The organism is Marinobacter sp. W-8 (genome assembly GCF_044342215.1).
Classification (GTDB): Bacteria; Pseudomonadota; Gammaproteobacteria; order Pseudomonadales; family Oleiphilaceae; genus Marinobacter; species Marinobacter nauticus.
The window spans coordinates 536,815-553,148 of sequence record NZ_CP172297.1; the positions used below are offsets into that span (position 1 = coordinate 536,815).

15 protein-coding genes and 1 rRNA gene are annotated in these 16,334 nt (G+C 57.4%); 9 read left to right on the forward strand and 7 right to left on the reverse strand.

Annotation, left to right across the window (positions count from 1 at the left end):
- Positions 1 to 3: 3 nt before the first annotated feature.
- The 3 genes from ACF8YQ_RS02400 to ACF8YQ_RS02410 all read left to right on the forward strand — a co-directional run bounded on the left by ACF8YQ_RS02400 (position 4) and on the right by ACF8YQ_RS02410 (position 2,477).
- Entirely contained in the window at positions 4 to 690 is a 687-nt protein-coding gene (locus tag ACF8YQ_RS02400) for a zf-HC2 domain-containing protein (RefSeq protein WP_396623266.1), read from the forward strand.
- Complete coding sequence (locus ACF8YQ_RS02405; RefSeq protein WP_396622506.1) at positions 687 to 1,091, forward strand: hypothetical protein; 405 nt, start codon at positions 687 to 689, stop codon at positions 1,089 to 1,091. The genes ACF8YQ_RS02400 and ACF8YQ_RS02405 overlap by 4 nt, the downstream gene beginning before the upstream one ends.
- A gap of 114 nt (positions 1,092 to 1,205) precedes the next feature.
- The gene (locus ACF8YQ_RS02410; protein WP_396622507.1) at positions 1,206 to 2,477 is read left to right on the forward strand and encodes a tetratricopeptide repeat protein; all 1,272 of its coding nucleotides are present in this window, start codon (positions 1,206 to 1,208) and stop codon (positions 2,475 to 2,477) included.
- A 46-nt stretch (positions 2,478 to 2,523) separates the two neighbouring features.
- On the opposite strand, the gene hemL is transcribed toward ACF8YQ_RS02410, so the two are convergent.
- Genes hemL through ACF8YQ_RS02435 form a run of 5 tightly spaced genes read right to left on the reverse strand, consistent with a single transcriptional unit; the run spans position 2,524 to position 7,477 of the window.
- Positions 2,524 to 3,804, reverse strand: coding sequence for a glutamate-1-semialdehyde 2,1-aminomutase (gene hemL / locus ACF8YQ_RS02415; protein ID WP_396622508.1), 1,281 nt, complete (start codon positions 3,802 to 3,804; stop codon positions 2,524 to 2,526).
- Between the two features lie 12 nt (positions 3,805 to 3,816).
- Positions 3,817 to 4,485: a thiamine phosphate synthase gene (thiE, locus tag ACF8YQ_RS02420; RefSeq protein ID WP_396622509.1), complete on the reverse strand. Its 669-nt coding sequence runs from the start codon at positions 4,483 to 4,485 to the stop codon at positions 3,817 to 3,819.
- Positions 4,473 to 5,234 carry a hydroxymethylpyrimidine/phosphomethylpyrimidine kinase gene (locus tag ACF8YQ_RS02425; protein WP_396622510.1) on the reverse strand — a complete coding sequence of 254 codons (762 nt, stop codon included), beginning with the start codon at positions 5,232 to 5,234 and terminating at the stop codon, positions 4,473 to 4,475. Before ACF8YQ_RS02425 ends, thiE begins: the two co-directional genes overlap by 13 nt.
- Positions 5,235 to 5,275: 41 nt before the next feature.
- The gene (gene hemJ / locus ACF8YQ_RS02430) at positions 5,276 to 5,698 is read right to left on the reverse strand and encodes a protoporphyrinogen oxidase HemJ (RefSeq protein ID WP_396622511.1); all 423 of its coding nucleotides are present in this window, start codon (positions 5,696 to 5,698) and stop codon (positions 5,276 to 5,278) included.
- Positions 5,699 to 5,701: 3 nt separating this feature from the next.
- Positions 5,702 to 7,477, reverse strand: coding sequence for a chloride channel protein (locus ACF8YQ_RS02435; RefSeq protein ID WP_396622512.1), 1,776 nt, complete (start codon positions 7,475 to 7,477; stop codon positions 5,702 to 5,704).
- A 154-nt stretch (positions 7,478 to 7,631) separates the two neighbouring features.
- Here ACF8YQ_RS02435 and argC point away from each other — a divergent pair, with 154 nt between their 5' ends.
- From argC to erpA, 4 genes are all read left to right on the forward strand, one after another.
- On the forward strand, positions 7,632 to 8,669 hold the full coding sequence (gene argC / locus ACF8YQ_RS02440) for an N-acetyl-gamma-glutamyl-phosphate reductase (RefSeq protein ID WP_396622513.1): 1,038 nt from the start codon (positions 7,632 to 7,634) through the stop codon (positions 8,667 to 8,669).
- Positions 8,670 to 8,679: 10 nt separating this feature from the next.
- Positions 8,680 to 9,420, forward strand: coding sequence for a DUF6776 family protein (locus ACF8YQ_RS02445; protein WP_396622514.1), 741 nt, complete (start codon positions 8,680 to 8,682; stop codon positions 9,418 to 9,420).
- 1 nt (position 9,421) lies between these two features.
- Entirely contained in the window at positions 9,422 to 9,868 is a 447-nt protein-coding gene (locus ACF8YQ_RS02450) for a polymer-forming cytoskeletal protein (RefSeq protein ID WP_396622515.1), read from the forward strand.
- Between the two features lie 83 nt (positions 9,869 to 9,951).
- Complete coding sequence (gene erpA / locus ACF8YQ_RS02455; RefSeq protein WP_011784224.1) at positions 9,952 to 10,284, forward strand: iron-sulfur cluster insertion protein ErpA; 333 nt, start codon at positions 9,952 to 9,954, stop codon at positions 10,282 to 10,284.
- 1 nt (position 10,285) lies between these two features.
- On the opposite strand, the gene ACF8YQ_RS02460 is transcribed toward erpA, so the two are convergent.
- Both ACF8YQ_RS02460 and ACF8YQ_RS02465 read right to left on the reverse strand, forming a co-directional pair.
- Positions 10,286 to 11,386: an anhydro-N-acetylmuramic acid kinase gene (locus ACF8YQ_RS02460; RefSeq protein WP_396622516.1), complete on the reverse strand. Its 1,101-nt coding sequence runs from the start codon at positions 11,384 to 11,386 to the stop codon at positions 10,286 to 10,288.
- 2 nt (positions 11,387 to 11,388) lie between these two features.
- Entirely contained in the window at positions 11,389 to 12,768 is a 1,380-nt protein-coding gene (locus ACF8YQ_RS02465; RefSeq protein WP_396622517.1) for an OapA family protein, read from the reverse strand.
- A gap of 304 nt (positions 12,769 to 13,072) precedes the next feature.
- Between ACF8YQ_RS02465 and tyrS the strand changes: the two genes are divergently transcribed.
- Positions 13,073 to 14,275, forward strand: coding sequence for a tyrosine--tRNA ligase (tyrS, locus tag ACF8YQ_RS02470; protein WP_396622518.1), 1,203 nt, complete (start codon positions 13,073 to 13,075; stop codon positions 14,273 to 14,275).
- Positions 14,276 to 14,752: 477 nt separating this feature from the next.
- A 16S ribosomal RNA gene (locus ACF8YQ_RS02475) occupies positions 14,753 to 16,293 on the forward strand.
- The last annotated feature ends 41 nt before the right edge of the window (positions 16,294 to 16,334 follow it).

Here is a 16,334-nt window from a genome sequence, read left to right on the forward strand (position 1 = left end):
ACCATGTCCTGTCGAAGCACTCGATCACAATTACCTGATTATGTCAGGGCGACACTCCCCGAGAATGAGGCGGCAGTGGTGTGTGAGCATTTGCAACGTTGCCCTCGGTGCCGGCGTCGTTGTGATATGGAAGAAGAGTTGATGTCCCGGATGGCGACGCAGTTTGATGTGCCTCCGCCGGCCCCGGATTTTGAATCGCGTGTGTTTCGGGAGCTGTCTTCCGGTGCGGGCCGGCGTGTCCATATGGCTTGGGGTGGTGCGGTGGCGGCAGCACTGGCATTGGGGTTGTTCATCGGACAGTCCGAACTGTGGCAGCCTGATGAGACTGGTCATGAGGCTATCGCTTTGGCGGAGGTGGTGGACACCCCCGTTGTCGCGCCGGTGGAGAGAACCGTACGCCTTGCATTCACGGCGGGAGAGCCCCTGGATGACGTTACCCTTACCTTGAATCTGCCGCCTCATGTGGAAATCGCAGGCTTGCCCGGGCAGCATCAGGTGCGCTGGCAGGTGAGCCTGGAGCAGGGTGCCAATGTGCTGGCCCTGCCTCTGCGAATTCTGTTCCCCGGGGCCGGCGAGCTTGTTGCCGAACTGGATGCTGAGGGCCGGCAGAAAGTTTTTCGGGCCACCATACCCGATTACCCGGGGGCGAGCCGGCATGCCCCTGTGGATGTTAAGGAGCCTGCAACATGAGTGGTTATAACGGATCCCTTGGCTTCGCAACCGCTGGCCTTATACTTGCCCTGATGTCCGCGCCGGCGTTTGGCCGGGACGATCTTGACGTCACCATGCGGCTGGTTGGTGAGAATGAGGACGTAACGGAATCGGTTGCCCGTGAAATTCGGTTACCGGAGCTACCGGAGCTGCCGGCACTGGAGCGTCGTTCCTCCGGGCTTGGACGTGGCGATGGTGAGCCGCCGGGCCAGCAAATTCGCGAGCAGGCCCGTGAAAAAGGGCGGGATTTTGGTCAGTCCATGTCAGAGCGTGCCCGCGACGTTCGTGAGAACCGGCCGGAGCGGCCTGGTTCCGACAAGCGCCCCGATATTGATCCTGGCAAAAAGCCGGAACGTCCGCCTCAATCCTCGAAGCCGTAACTCAAAGCTTGTGGTAACCTCGGTTTCCGTCAACGGTTTTCTATTTATTGACTGAACCCGGGGTTGTCTTTGCGTCTCCTCTTCATCTTTTTGTTTCTTCTTGGTCAGCCCCTGTTGGCACCATCCGCTTTCTCTGATGGGGCAAGCGAAGCTCTGGCCCAGGGCGTGGTCCAGTTTCAGCAAGGCAACCTTGGTCAGGCCCGGGAAAGTTTCCAGTTGGCTGCAGAGCTGGGCGTTCAGTCTCCGTCACTGCATTACAATCTGGGTGTGGTCTGTTATCGGCTGCAAGATTATCCGGCGGCCCGGCAGTGGTTTTCCCGTTTACTGGACAGCGACGATCGCGCCTTGGCCACGTATAACCTGGGCCTGGTCGCCCTTGCTGATGATCGGCCGGGGGAAGCCCGTAGATGGTTTGAGGCGAGCCTCGCGGCTTCACCACCGGAATCTGTCCAGCGTCTTGCCGAGGAGCAGTTGGCACAACTCGACGGTCCGGCACTTCTTCGGGCTGAGCGCCGAGTGGATGCCTATGGTTATTTGTCCCTCGGCGCAGGTTACGACAGCAATCTCTCGGCAACCCCTGAAGACTCCGCCAGTAATCAGGGAAGTGCACTTGGCGAAGTGATAGCCGCCGGTTCGGTTGACTATGCATTGGATGCCCACCGTTGGCTCTCGCTGGATCTGATCGCGTTTGCCCGACACTATGCCGAGGACGGCGATTACGATCAGCAGTTGTTACAGGCGCGCTTCGGTGTCATGCGTGCCTGGGGGCTTTGGGCGGTTGGTATTCGGCCCGTGGTGTCGCGTTCGTGGCTTGACGGAGATAGTCTGGAAACCCGCTGGGGTGCTGAGTTTCTGGCCCGGTCTGCCGAGTGTTCACCTGCCGAAGATCTGAGGTGTGACGTGGCGTTTGCCGTGGAGCAGGTGAATGGTGGTGACGGCTACCAGGCCTACGATGGCCAGTGGTACCAGCTGAAGGCAGGGCTGGGTTATCCGTTTGGTGATCTGGACCTGGCAGGCGAGTACCGCCTGGAACTGAACAACCGGCAAGATCTGGACGTGCCCGAACGGTTTGTCAGCGTATCGCCCACAAGGCACGAGCTTATACTGGAAGCGAATTACCAGCTGTCGTCGGAGTTGGCCCTGGCGGGTGAGCTATCGGTTCGCCACAGTCGCTATGGCAAGCCGCATCGCTGGGTTGAGTCGGGGATGTTGGTGGAGCGCAGGTGGGAAGACGTCCTGACCGGAGTAGGGCTGATGGCTGAGTATGATCTCACTGCGCGCTGGTTATTAAGGCCGCAATGGTTTTTCCGTCATCAGCATAGTGAGCTCAACGAATACGATTTTCGTCGGCATACGCTGTTGCTCTCCCTCGAGGGCGTATTCTAGCCCAGCCGAGGTTTGCCCCCGGATTGATCCCGGGGGCAATGGTGCCTCACAACGTTTTCATGACCTTGCGCGCAGCTGCCAGAGTGAATTCAATATCCTCATCTGACAACGCTGCGGTAGTAAAGCCTGCCTCGAATGCTGAGGGCGCAAGGTAAACGCCTTCCTTCAGCATGCCCTGGAAGAATGCCTTGAAGCGTTCCACGTCACAGGCCATCACCTGGTCAAAGCGCGTGATGGATGGTTCGGTTGTAAAGAAGAAGCCGAACATGGCACCCGCGGACTGAACCGCCAGTGGGATGCCGGCTTCATCCGCTGCCGCCTTGAAGCCATCCTTCACCCGATTGGTTTTTTCCGTCAGCCGATCGTGGAACCCGGGCTCGGAAATCGCATTCAGCGTGGTCAGCCCGGCGGTCATTGCCAGCGGGTTACCGCTCAGGGTGCCGGCCTGATAAACCGGGCCCAGCGGCGAGATATGCTCCATGATTTCGCGTTTGCCGCCGAATGCACCGACGGGCAGTCCTCCGCCAATCACCTTGCCCAGAGCCGTCAGGTCCGGTTTCACCCCGTAGAATGCCTGGGCGCCGCCGAGCGATACCCGGAAACCGGTCATCACCTCATCGAAGATCAGCACCGTCCCGTGCTCATCGCACACTTCCCGCAGCGCTTCCAGGAAGCCGGGCACGGGCGGGATGCAGTTCATATTGCCGGCTACGGGCTCAACGATAATGGCCGCGATCTGGTCGCCCATCTGGCGGAAGGTATCACGAACCTCGTCAACGTCGTTGTAGGTCAGGGTCAGGGTGTGCTCCGCCAGGCTGGCCGGAATTCCAGGTGAGTTGGGTACACCCAGGGTCAGGGCGCCGGAACCGGCTTTGACCAGCAGGGAATCTACGTGACCGTGGTAGCAACCTTCGAATTTCACGATCTTGTCGCGGCCGGTGTAGCCGCGGGCCAGGCGGATGGCACTCATGGTGGCCTCGGTGCCGGAGTTGACCATGCGCACCAGTTCGATGGAAGGCACCAGCTCGCATACCTTTTTCGCCATCTCGGTTTCAATGGCGGTCGGGGCCCCGTAACCCACACCCAGATCCACCTGAGCGTGCAGCGCCGCTTTGATGCGGGGATCGGAATGGCCCAGGATCATCGGGCCCCAGGAACCAATAAAATCGATGTACCGCCGGTCATCCTCGTCATAGAGATAGGCGCCCTCGGCGTGTTTGAAAAAGACCGGAGTACCGCCAACACCACGGAATGCCCGAACCGGGGAGTTTACGCCGCCGGGAATATATTTCTGGGCCTGTTCAAAGAGGGTTTCGGAATGATTCACGGTTGTCTCCTGTTATTCGGAAAGTGAAAAAAGTGGATGATGCCGGGCGAACAGGCGGTGAAATGCCTTGGCCCGGGCTTCTATGTCTGAGGGTTGGCCGCCGAACAGGCCGCCGACTACGGCAACCAGGTCTGCCCCGGCACGGATCAGGGGCTCCGCATTGTTGCCGGTGATTCCGCCTATGGCTGTAATGGGTAACCCGAGGCCTTTTGCCTCGGTTAAAACGTCCGGCGAAGCCGGCGGCGCACCGGGCTTGGTAGTCGAATCGTAAAAGCGGCCGAAGGCCAGGTAATCCGCACCGCCGTCAGCGGCTGTCTGGGCCAGATTCAGGCTGTGATGGCAGGTGATGCCGATAATGGCATGCTCCCCGAGCAAGCGCCTGGCGTCGACCAGTGAGCAATCATCCTGACCCAGATGAACCCCAGCGGCGCCGACTCTGACGGCAAGTTCCGGGTCGTCATTAATCAGTAACGGAACGTCGAACCCCTGGCACAGGCTGTTGAGGTTCCTGGCCTGAACCAGCCGTTCAGAGGCTGTCGATCCCTTGTCCCGATACTGAACCAGCCGCGCGCCTCCGGCCAGAGCCGCCTCTACCGAAGCAATCAGGATGTCGGCAGGCGTCAGCCGGTTATCGGTGATGGCGTACAGGCCGGGTCGAAGCAAAGACTTTACCGTTCCCACAGAATACCCCGGTCGGGAACCCGCTGGCCCTGGCCAACCGTCAGTGCATGCAGCAGCGCCCGATGCACGTAATTCTGCGCCTGGGAAATCGCGGCTCTTGGTGACAGTCCCATGGCCCGGCCGGCGGCAATGGCCGCTGCCAGCGTGCAGCCGGTGCCGTGATATTCATTGCTGCCAACCCGTTCTACCTCCCATTCCATGGGCTCCGGGGCGTGGTTATACAGTGTGTTGATGATGTGGATGCCGGTGCCGTGGCCGCCGGTGGCAAGCACGGACTCACAGCCCGTCTGCAAAAGGTTGCGGGCGGCCTCTACCGGATTGTCGCTGCCGCCGAGCTGAGCCAGTTCAATGCCGTTGGGCGTAATCATTTCAGCCCTGGCAAACAGTTTGTCTTTCATGGCTGTGACAAGCGCATCATCAGCCAGATCGCCACCGCCAGCCGCCTTGATCACCGGGTCGACAATCAAAGGCACGCCCGAATGCTTCTGCACAAACTCCACCAGTACCTCCACCACTTCGGCATTTCCGAGAGCCCCGGTTTTGATGGCGTGGATGGGCGTATCCTGGGCAAGGCACTCCAGTTGCTGTTTGATCAGGTCCGGGCTGACGGGCTCGGCGCCATATACGTTGCGGGTGTCCTGCACGGTCAGGCAGGTGAGCACGGGTAGCGGATGGGCGCCGATGGATGTGATGGCCTGTATGTCTGCCTGTATGCCGGCGCCACCAGACGGATCCAGCCCGGAGAGCACCAGTACGTGGGGGCGGGTGAAGCTTTTGATGGCCGATCTCCTCAGAATGGTTTAACAACAGCAAGAATCACGACAGCGAGCAGGACAAACACCGGCAGCTCATTAAACCAGCGGTAGAACACGTGGCTACGGGTGTTCTGATCATCCCGGAACACTTTGACAAGGTGACCACAGTAGAAGTGGTAGATGATCAGCAAAGCCACCAGCGTTAGCTTGGTATGCAGCCAACCCTGGCTGAAATAGCCGGACCAGTTGTAGCTGAGCAGCCAGACACCGAATACAACCGTGGCGACCATGGAAGGCGTAGTGATGCCACGGTAAAGCTTGCGTTCCATCACCTTGAACCGCTCTTTGCCTGGTTCATCCTCGCAGGCGGCATGATACACGAACAGTCTGGGCAGATAGAAAATGCCGGCGAACCAGCAGACCAGGGAAATAATGTGGAAGGCTTTCACCCAAAGCATTCGTTAACTCCGTCGGTATTGGTAGTAGCTTTCGATATCCGTTTGCAGCACAACACCATAAACCCGTTGAATCATGGGGGCCACATGGCGTTGTACGTATAGCGCCTCAGCCTGGGTGCTGTCGAATTGTTGCAGGGCTTCTTCCAGTGTTGCCTGGTACTGAACCGGTGCCACATCCCGCCGGTTGGCGGGGATTTCCATCAGATCAATGGATTCCGGTAATTCGGTGCCTTCCTCGGCGGCCTGTTTCTCGGTGTCCTCAAGAAAGCGGGCCAGGTCGACCGCCGGTAGCAGGGCGGTGGGGCCGTTGCTGCCCTCCACCAGAAGCCATTTCGGTTCCGATTTCAGGGCTTTCTTGGCTTCCTCAGGCGTGAGCGCGCGTTCGGTTCGAAGAATATTCCGTTCCATGATGGCGCCAACCGAAACCCGCCTCAGTGCCTGGATAACGGGGGAGTTCTGGTAGCTCAGGCCCTGGCTCTTGAGGATGGTCAGGAACAGGGATTTCTTGCCGAAGGCTTCGCTGGTCACCAGGCTGGCGGTAGTAATCATCAGCATGCCTGGCAGTATGATGTTCGGATTCCGGGTGAGCTCCATCAGCGCCATCAATGCCGCCAGTGGCGCCTGCAGCACGGCGCCCATCATCGCCCCCATACCCAGCATGGCGTAAAACCCCACCGATGAGGCAATGTCCGGGAACATCTGGGCACCGATCAGTCCCATGGCGCCGCCCAGGGTGGCGCCCATGAAGATGGTGGGGCCGATAACACCGCTGGGCATGCCCAGTCCGATGGACAATCCGGTGATGATCAGCTTGGCGCTGCCCGCGCCGAGCAGTAACCAGAATCCCAGTTCACCATGAATGGTTTCGCTCACGGTATCGTAGCCGATGCCCATGGTTTCCGGGATCACCAGGGCGAAGGGCACCATCAACAGGCCGGCCACGGCAATTCGTAGCAAGACCGGGCGGTGATGGTAACGGCCCATACTGTCTACCAGCTGGATAAATCCGGCCGCCGCGATGCCGATAATAACGGCAATGGCGAGAATCCAGGGAATCTCCAGCAGCGAATTCATGGTCAGAGCCGGGACACTGAACGCCGGTTCGGTGCCGTAAACCGCCTGGGTGACGATAGCAGCGCTGACCGCCGCCAGGATAATCGGGGTGAAGCCGGCAATCGTGTACTCCATCATCACCACTTCCATGGCGAAAATTACGCCGGAGATGGGGGTGTTGAAGGAGGCGGAAATGGCAGCGGCACAACCGCAGGCGACCAGCGTGCGAATGCTGTTGTTGGGTAGCCGCATCCATTGCCCGAGCAGGCTGGAAAAGGCCGCACCCAGATGTACGGCAGGTCCCTCCCGGCCGGCGGATTGCCCGGTGATGACCGTAGTAACCCCGGAAACAAACTGAACCATGGCACTGCGGAAGGAGATGTAGCCCTGATGGTAGTTCAGCCGCTCCATGATATGGACAATGCCGACCTTGCGGTCGTGCAGGCCGAGTTTGTGCAAAAAAAGGCCCAACCCCAGAGCCCCGGCCAGGGGCAGAAGACCGCGGGTGAGCAGGTCCAGCTCTTCGAAACTCTCTGAACCCTGGCCCGGCAGGAAGTGCTCCAGTGGCCATTCAATAGCGAGTCGGAACAGCAGGATCACGCCGCCGGTCACAATGCCGGAGAGCAGGCCAAGAACCGCCAATTGCGGTAACGCATCAACGCCGGAGAGCTTCCGCCGAAATACGGGGATCAGATTCTCGGTAATCTGTTGCCTGATGCTACGCATTGGCGGGGTGTTCCGGTTGGAGTGTCGGGATTATCAGCAGATTTCTGACAACATTGTAACGGCGGGCCCGCAGGCTGCAATAAGTCCTTGGTTTATCATGTTAGACTACGTGCCCTGACTTCCCAATTCTGTCCAGACCACGTTGGAGATAAGAGTGATTAAAGTAGGCATCGTCGGCGGAACCGGATACACGGGTGTAGAGCTGCTGAGAATTCTGGCCGTCCACCCGGAAGCAGAGGTTATCTGCATCACCTCGCGATCGGAAGCGGGTATGCCCGTGGCCGATATGTATCCCAATCTGCGAGGCCATTATGACCTTGAGTTCTCCGAGCCCGACGTATCGGTGCTGGCGAGCTGTGATCTGGTGTTTTTTGCCACGCCTCACGGCGTTGCCATGCGCATGGTTCCGGAATTGATGGCCTCAGGTGTTCGCGTCGTCGATCTGTCGGCGGATTTCCGCCTGAAGGATCTTGATACCTGGGCAAACTGGTATGGCATGCCCCACGAGAGTGCCGACTGGGCCGAAAAAGCGGTGTACGGCTTGCCGGAAGTGGCCCGCGAGGCCATCCGTGACGCTCAGCTGGTTGCGAATCCAGGGTGTTATCCGACAGCTGTACAGCTGGGATTCCTGCCGTTGCTGGAACACGGTCTGGTCAATCCTGCACGGCTGATAGCCGATGCCAAGTCCGGCGCCAGCGGTGCTGGCCGGCAAGGCAAGATTGGCATGCTCCACGGTGAAATAGGCGAGAGTTTCAAGGCCTACGGGGCTTCCGGGCATCGGCATTTGCCGGAGATCCGCCAGGGCCTGACGGCCGCCGCAGGCAAAGGTGTTGGTGTTACCTTTGTGCCGCATCTGATACCGATGATCCGCGGCATCGAAGCCACGCTGTATGCCGAGCTTGAAAACCCGCAGGATTTTGACCGACTTCAGGCTCTGTATGAGGCGCGTTATAAAAATGAGCCGTTCGTTGATGTCATGCCGTTCGGCAGTCATCCGGAGACCCGCAGTGTTCGTGGTGCCAATCATTGCCGGATGGCATTACACCGCCAGGAAGACAGTAATATCGTGATTGTGTCATCGGTGATCGACAACCTGGTAAAAGGCGCCGCCGGCCAGGCGGTTCAGAATATGAATATCATGTTCGGCCTGGATGAAACCATGGGGCTGAACGCTCCGGCTCTGCTGCCGTGAGGTCGGGCACGTGAGTGATCCTCGAAAACCGGCGGATGAATACGTTGTTATCCGCCATCGGCCAGGTTACCGGTTGCGTCGAAGCTTGATTCTGCTGACATTCACCGTCATTGCGGCTGTGGCCGGATATGCCGCCGGGCTCGCCCAGGGCGGTTTCCGTTTCAGCTCGGCGGAAGCGTCTGCCGAGCAACTGGTGGAGGAGGTGGAGAACCTTCGGGAGCAATACCGGGAGGCACGCCAGGGGTTGGTGAATCTCGAACGTGGGCGCGCGATCGATGAGCAGGCACTGCGGGAGGCACGAAACACGATTGTCGGCCTGGAAACCCGCATCCTGGAGCTGGAGGCGGATCTTACCTTCTACCGCAATATCATGGCGCCCTCGGAAACCAGCAAGGGCCTGCAGGTAGACAGTTTTACGCTGAGCCCGGCCAGGGAGTCTGGTGTTTTCGATTTCAAAATGGTGCTGACTCAGGTTGGCAATAACAAGAGCTATATTTCGGGCCTGGTGGCCGTGAATGTCATCGGTCGTCTGGATGGCGAGAAAGAGGTGATTGCGCTGAGGGATCTGTCGGATGAAATTGATGATCTGGGCGTGAAATTCCGGTTCCGCTACTTCCAGGATGTGGAGGGCAGCCTGCGCCTTCCTGAGAGCTTTGAGCCCTATGAGATTCAGGTCGTCGCCCAGGCGGAGGGCCGCAAGGCATCCCAGGCTGAACGAACCTTTGATTGGAAAGATTTAACGGAGAACTGAGATGCTTGGCAAGAAAAAGCAGAAACCCCGCCGTTCCCCCGGCCATTTTGATACCCTGATTTCCGGCAAGACGACCGTTGAGGGCGATGTTCATTTCTCCGGTGGCCTTCACGTGGATGGCACCATCAAGGGCCGGGTTGTGGCCGAAGAAGGCTCCGATGCGGTGGTGCGTTTGTCAGAGGTGGGGGAAATCGTTGGCGACGTCGTGGCTCCCCATATCATCATCAATGGCAAGGTAAAGGGTGACGTGCATGCCTCTGCCCACCTCGAGCTGGCAGAGAAAGCGGTTGTTACCGGCAATGTCTATTACCAATTGATTGAGATGGCCATGGGCGCCTCGGTCAACGGCAATCTGGTGCGCAAGGATGAAACCAGTGGTTTGCTGACGCATGAGCAAAAGCAGTCAGAGAGTTCAATCGCAGGTGAAGATGAGGACAAGTCCGAATAGTTGATTGTTTTAGTCAGGAATACCATAATTTCCTGACAGCAATATCATGCCGGAGGCAGACTTTGAGTGTAGTTCAGCAACAAATGGCCACGCCGTTGTTTTTCACCGACAACGCCGTCGCGAAGGTGCGCGAGTTGATCGAGGAAGAAGAAAATCCCGATCTCAAGTTGCGCGTGTTTGTGACAGGCGGCGGCTGCTCCGGATTCCAGTACGGCTTTTCATTTGATGAAAGTCAGGAAGAGGATGACACCGTCATCGAGCGGGACGGCGTCAAGCTGCTGGTTGACTCCATGAGCTATCAGTATCTGGTAGGGGCTACTATCGATTATCAGGAAGGGCTTCAGGGTTCACAGTTTGTGGTTCAGAACCCGAATGCGAGTTCGACCTGCGGTTGCGGCAGCTCATTTTCCATCTGACTCAGGGCGGGTAAATCGCCCCCAGTATTCTCTCGCCCGAAGCGCCGGTGACTTCGGGCACGTTACCCGGCAACTGTGTGATGGTCTGTCGGGCCAGCCAGGCGAACGCCACCGGCTCTACCCATTGGGGGTCAAGACCAAGATCCGCCGTGGTGTGCAGTGCGGCGGACCCAAGGCCTACCTTGAGTTCTCTCATCAGTAATCGATTGAAGGTGCCACCACCACAGGCATACACGGCCATGTCCGCATTTTCCTGTGGTAACTGCTGGAGAATGGTTGTCACCGTCAGTTGCAGCAGGGTTCTCTGCACATCCTCGGCGGGGATCTCGTCGAAACGCTGAAGATGCGTGCGCACCCAGTCGATATTGAAGCGCTCTTTGCCCGTGCTTTTCGGGGCTGGTTTGCTGAAGTAGGCGTCTGACAGCATGCTGGCAAGCAGCTCGGAATGGGTAGCACCCTCACTGGCCATGTGGCCGTCTTCATCAAAATGCCGCCCGGTCTGGTCCAGGCACCAGGCATCCAGCAAAGCATTGGCCGGGCCGGTATCGAAGCCGACGACCGGCTTTCTCGAGCTGGCCGGCAACCAGGTGATGTTGGCGATACCGCCGAGATTCAGAATGCATCGATCCTGAGTGGGTGAGGCAAAGAGCCAGCGATGAAAAGCGGGTACCAGGGGAGCGCCCTGTCCGCCGGCGGCGATGTCCCGACGTCGGAAATCGGCAACTGTGGTGATTCCCAGGCGTTCGGATAGCCACGCGGCGTTGCCGATCTGAAGGGAAAAGGGGGCGTTTCCGGTTGGTTGGTGGCGAATGGTCTGGCCATGGCTGCCTGCGGCCCGGATCTTTTGAGGATCAACGCCGGACTTTTTAATCAGTTGGGCACCGGCTTCCGCAAAATGCTGGCCAACAAGGGAGTCCAGTTCACCCAGCTCATCGGGGTCTGCCTGGTTGCGCGTTGCCAGCAGCAATCGCTGGCGCAGCGCGTCGGTATAGGGTAGAGAGAAGGTTTCGTGGACGGCCAGGCTGTCCGTGTCGAAAGACACCAGCACCGCATCAACTGCGTCCATGCTGGTGCCTGACATCAGGCCTAGCCAGTAGTCCATGCTCAGTTATCCGAGGCCAGCGCCAGCTGCTGATTGCTTTCGCGGAACACGTTGAACTGTGCCAGGCGCTGTTCAGTGAACTTCTGGAACCTGGCCATCTCGCTGTCCGGTACCGGCTTGGCGTCGGGGAGTTTGACTGTTCTGGAGTTTCTCGGCGCACCGTTGATCCGGAACTCATAATGCAGGTGGGGGCCAGTCACCATGCCGGATGAACCGACATAGCCAATGGTTTCTCCCTGCTTGACCCGGGTACCATTCTTGATGCCTTTGCCCAGACGGCTCATGTGAGCGTAGAGTGTTGTAATGTTGTCGCCATGCTGCAGCACTACAGTTCGGCCGTAGCCGCCTTTCCAGCCGGCGAACTTCACCCGGCCGCTGCCGGCGGCCTTGATTGGGGTGCCCGGAGGTGCCGCATAATCGGTACCTTCGTGTGGACGAACCACATCGAGAACCGGATGGCGGCGTTGCAGGTTAAAGGGCGAGGAAACGCGGGCATTGATCGGCACTCTCAGGAAGGCCTTGCGCATGCTCTTGCCGTCGGGTGAATAGTAGTCACTTTCTCCGTTCGCATCGGTATATAACAGCGCAAGGTTATCTTCTCCCCGGTTGATAAAGCGGGCAGAGAGAATTCGGCCGGTATCAAACTTTTCGCCATCAATATAAAGCTCTTCGTAAACCACTTCGAAGCTGTCGCCTTTTCTGACATCGTATACAAAGTCGATGTCCCAGCCGAAAATGCCGGCCAGTTCCATCGTCAGGCGATCATTCAGCCCGGCGTTTCTGGCTGAGAGGTATAAAGACCCGTCGATAACGCCTGCGGCGAATGCCGGTCTGGCTTCAGGTTCGCGAACGACGGTCTCACCAAGAAAGCCATCTTCCGTACGCGCGATTTTGAGGGACTCCAACAAAGAGCGTTGGAGTTCAATCGCAACCAGCTCGCCCTCGGAGTTAACGCCGAACCGGATATCCTCGCCGGCATAAAGGCGTTGGAGCTTGTCGGCCTCGCCGTCACCGTGAATCACCGAAAGCATCAGGCCGTCGTTAAATCCGGCTTTCCGGAACAACGTGGAGAGTGTGTCGCCAGATTTGATGGTGAATTCCTGCCACTGAATATCAGGCTCGGGTCCAACGTCTGCCTGAGCTGCCATTGGTTGGCTCTGGCTTTCAGTTGTTTGGCTTGTTGTCTCAGCCTCCGGAGCGGCGGCTTGGGTGCTGGCTTCCTGTGAGGATGCCCCGGAAATCAGGCCCTGTTCCAGGTCGACGGTGTAGCTCATCCGCTTGGCTTCAACGTCTGCACTTGGGCTCATCAGGACAGCAGCAGAGACGATCACCGTGGCGGCTGCCGCCAGGGTAATGTGTGTTTTGGGGAATGTTTTCAGCACGTGGCTCACCCGTTTTAATCGGTAATCCAGTAATTTGTACCGGCTTATTAAAGCGCCAGGTCAAGTATAGACCAACAGAGTACCGCATATAACAGAATTGCGACAGTGTCCAACATTACAGTCGAGCGGCTGTGCTGGTCGTACAAACTGCGCTGCCGCTGCTATAATCCCGGGCTTTTCATGCTCTGATTGGTCGTTTTCTGAGCATTTCTACTGTACCAAGGGTGCTGGTAACTCACAGATTTCTTTTGTAGACCTCTGTAACCGGCTCCCGCTTTATTGTCACAGACGGGGTGAGGGGTTCATGGCATCAATAGATGAAGCGCTGGCGATTATCAAACGGGGTATTGATGAGCTGATTCCAGAGGAAGACCTGGTTGAAAAGCTGAAAGAAGGTCGGCCGCTGCGAGTGAAGGCCGGCTTCGACCCAACCGCGCCAGACCTGCACCTCGGCCACACGGTTCTTATAAACAAACTGCGTCAGTTCCAGGACCTTGGGCACGAAGTTATTTTCCTGATTGGTGACTTTACCGGCATGATCGGTGACCCCACAGGAAAGAGTGCTACCCGGCCTCCGCTTACTGAAGATCAGGTGCGCGACAATGCGATTACCTATAAAGAGCAGGTGTTCAAGATTCTGGATCGGGAAAAAACCCGGGTTGTCTTCAACTCCGAGTGGATGAGCAAGATGACAGCGGCGGATATGATTCGCCTGGCCGGGCAATATACGGTTGCCCGTATGCTTGAGCGCGATGACTTTACCAAGCGCTATCGTTCCGAGCAGCCAATCGCTATTCATGAATTCCTCTATCCTCTGGTGCAGGGCTACGACTCAGTGGCGCTGGAAGCTGATATTGAGTTGGGTGGCACTGATCAGAAGTTTAATCTTCTGATGGGGCGGATTCTGCAAAAGCATTACGGCCAGAAACCGCAGGCCATCCTGACCGTCCCTATCCTTGAGGGGCTGGATGGTTTCCAGAAGATGTCCAAGTCTCTCGGTAACTATGTGGGGGTCAGCGACTCCCCGGGGGAGATGTATACCAAGCTGCTTTCCATGCCAGATGAGTTGCTGTGGCGCTACTTCGAGTTGCTCAGTTTCCGGCCGATGGCTGAGATCGAGCAATTCAAAGCCGCGGTTGCCGGCGGCGAAAACCCTCAGGACTATAAGAAGGTGCTCGCTGAAGAGTTGATTACCCGCTTCCATGATGAGGAGGCCGCAAAGACGGCTCATAAGTCGGCGGGTAATCGGGTTGCTCTCGGTGAGATTCCGGACAACGTACCGGTCGTGGAGGTTTCGCTGGAAGGTCAGGGTGAGATTCCGATGCCTGCGGTTCTGCGTCTTGCTGGTCTGGTGAAGAACGGTGCTGCGGCGCGTGACGTGCTTGGGCGTGGAGCGGTTTATGTGGATGGCCAGCAGTTTGAGGGGCAGCGCATGTTCGTAGCAGGGGATGAGTGTGTCATCCAGGCGGGTAAAAAGAAGATTGCTCGGGTGATCATTGTCGAGTGATTTTCGTGGCGTTTTGGCCAATCTGAATTTTTTTCAGATTGGCCGTTGACTCCTCGGCTGAGGTCTGTAGAATGCGCATCTCGCTTGAGGGGCAGGCCACTGAAAAGAGGCAAAGCCTGAGCGATAACTGCTTGAAAGCGCTGAAGAAAATGTTTCAGAAAAACTTCAGAAAGCGGTTGACAGGAAGGCGGTTCAGTGTAGAATGCGCGCCTCGAAACAGGCAGTAAGCCGGAGAGTTTTTCGGCGGTTTTCGGAAGCGAAAACAGCGAAAAATAAACGGTTGACAGGGTAGCGGAACGATGTAGAATACGCGGCCTTGATTGAGCAACAGCTCAAACGCTCTTTAAAAAGTTAACCAAGTAATTCGTGTGGGCGCTGGCCGAGGTATTTCGGACACGAAATATCAGGACAGTGACTCGTCGAAATTGAGTTTTGTCTTGAGCAAGAATTAAGAGCTTTCGGGTTCTTGTATGATTTAAACTGAAGAGTTTGATCATGGCTCAGATTGAACGCTGGCGGCAGGCTTAACACATGCAAGTCGAGCGGTAACAGGGGAAGCTTGCTTCCCGCTGACGAGCGGCGGACGGGTGAGTAATGCTTAGGAATCTGCCCAGTAGTGGGGGATAGCCCGGGGAAACCCGGATTAATACCGCATACGTCCTACGGGAGAAAGCAGGGGATCTTCGGACCTTGCGCTATTGGATGAGCCTAAGTCGGATTAGCTAGTTGGTGGGGTAAAGGCCTACCAAGGCGACGATCCGTAGCTGGTCTGAGAGGATGATCAGCCACATCGGGACTGAGACACGGCCCGAACTCCTACGGGAGGCAGCAGTGGGGAATATTGGACAATGGGGGCAACCCTGATCCAGCCATGCCGCGTGTGTGAAGAAGGCTTTCGGGTTGTAAAGCACTTTCAGTAGGGAGGAAAACCTTATGGTTAATACCCATGAGGCTTGACGTTACCTACAGAAGAAGCACCGGCTAACTCCGTGCCAGCAGCCGCGGTAATACGGAGGGTGCAAGCGTTAATCGGAATTACTGGGCGTAAAGCGCGCGTAGGTGGTTTGGTAAGCGAGATGTGAAAGCCCCGGGCTTAACCTGGGAACGGCATTTCGAACTGTCAGACTAGAGTGTGGTAGAGGGTAGTGGAATTTCCTGTGTAGCGGTGAAATGCGTAGATATAGGAAGGAACACCAGTGGCGAAGGCGGCTACCTGGACCAACACTGACACTGAGGTGCGAAAGCGTGGGGAGCAAACAGGATTAGATACCCTGGTAGTCCACGCCGTAAACGATGTCAACTAGCCGTTGGGACTCTTGAAGTCTTAGTGGCGCAGCTAACGCACTAAGTTGACCGCCTGGGGAGTACGGCCGCAAGGTTAAAACTCAAATGAATTGACGGGGGCCCGCACAAGCGGTGGAGCATGTGGTTTAATTCGACGCAACGCGAAGAACCTTACCTGGCCTTGACATCCAGAGAACTTTCCAGAGATGGATTGGTGCCTTCGGGAACTCTGAGACAGGTGCTGCATGGCCGTCGTCAGCTCGTGTCGTGAGATGTTGGGTTAAGTCCCGTAACGAGCGCAACCCCTATCCCTGGTTGCTAGCAGGTAATGCTGAGAACTCCAGGGAGACTGCCGGTGACAAACCGGAGGAAGGTGGGGATGACGTCAGGTCATCATGGCCCTTACGGCCAGGGCTACACACGTGCTACAATGGCGCGTACAGAGGGCTGCCAACTCGCGAGAGTGAGCCAATCCCTTAAAACGCGTCGTAGTCCGGATCGGAGTCTGCAACTCGACTCCGTGAAGTCGGAATCGCTAGTAATCGCGAATCAGAATGTCGCGGTGAATACGTTCCCGGGCCTTGTACACACCGCCCGTCACACCATGGGAGTGGATTGCACCAGAAGTAGTTAGTCTAACCTTCGGGAGGACGATTACCACGGTGTGGTTCATGACTGGGGTGAAGTCGTAACAAGGTAGCCGTAGGGGAACCTGCGGCTGGATCACCTCCTTAAACGAAGCCGAATGCTTCGGTCAGAGTCCACACGAATTACT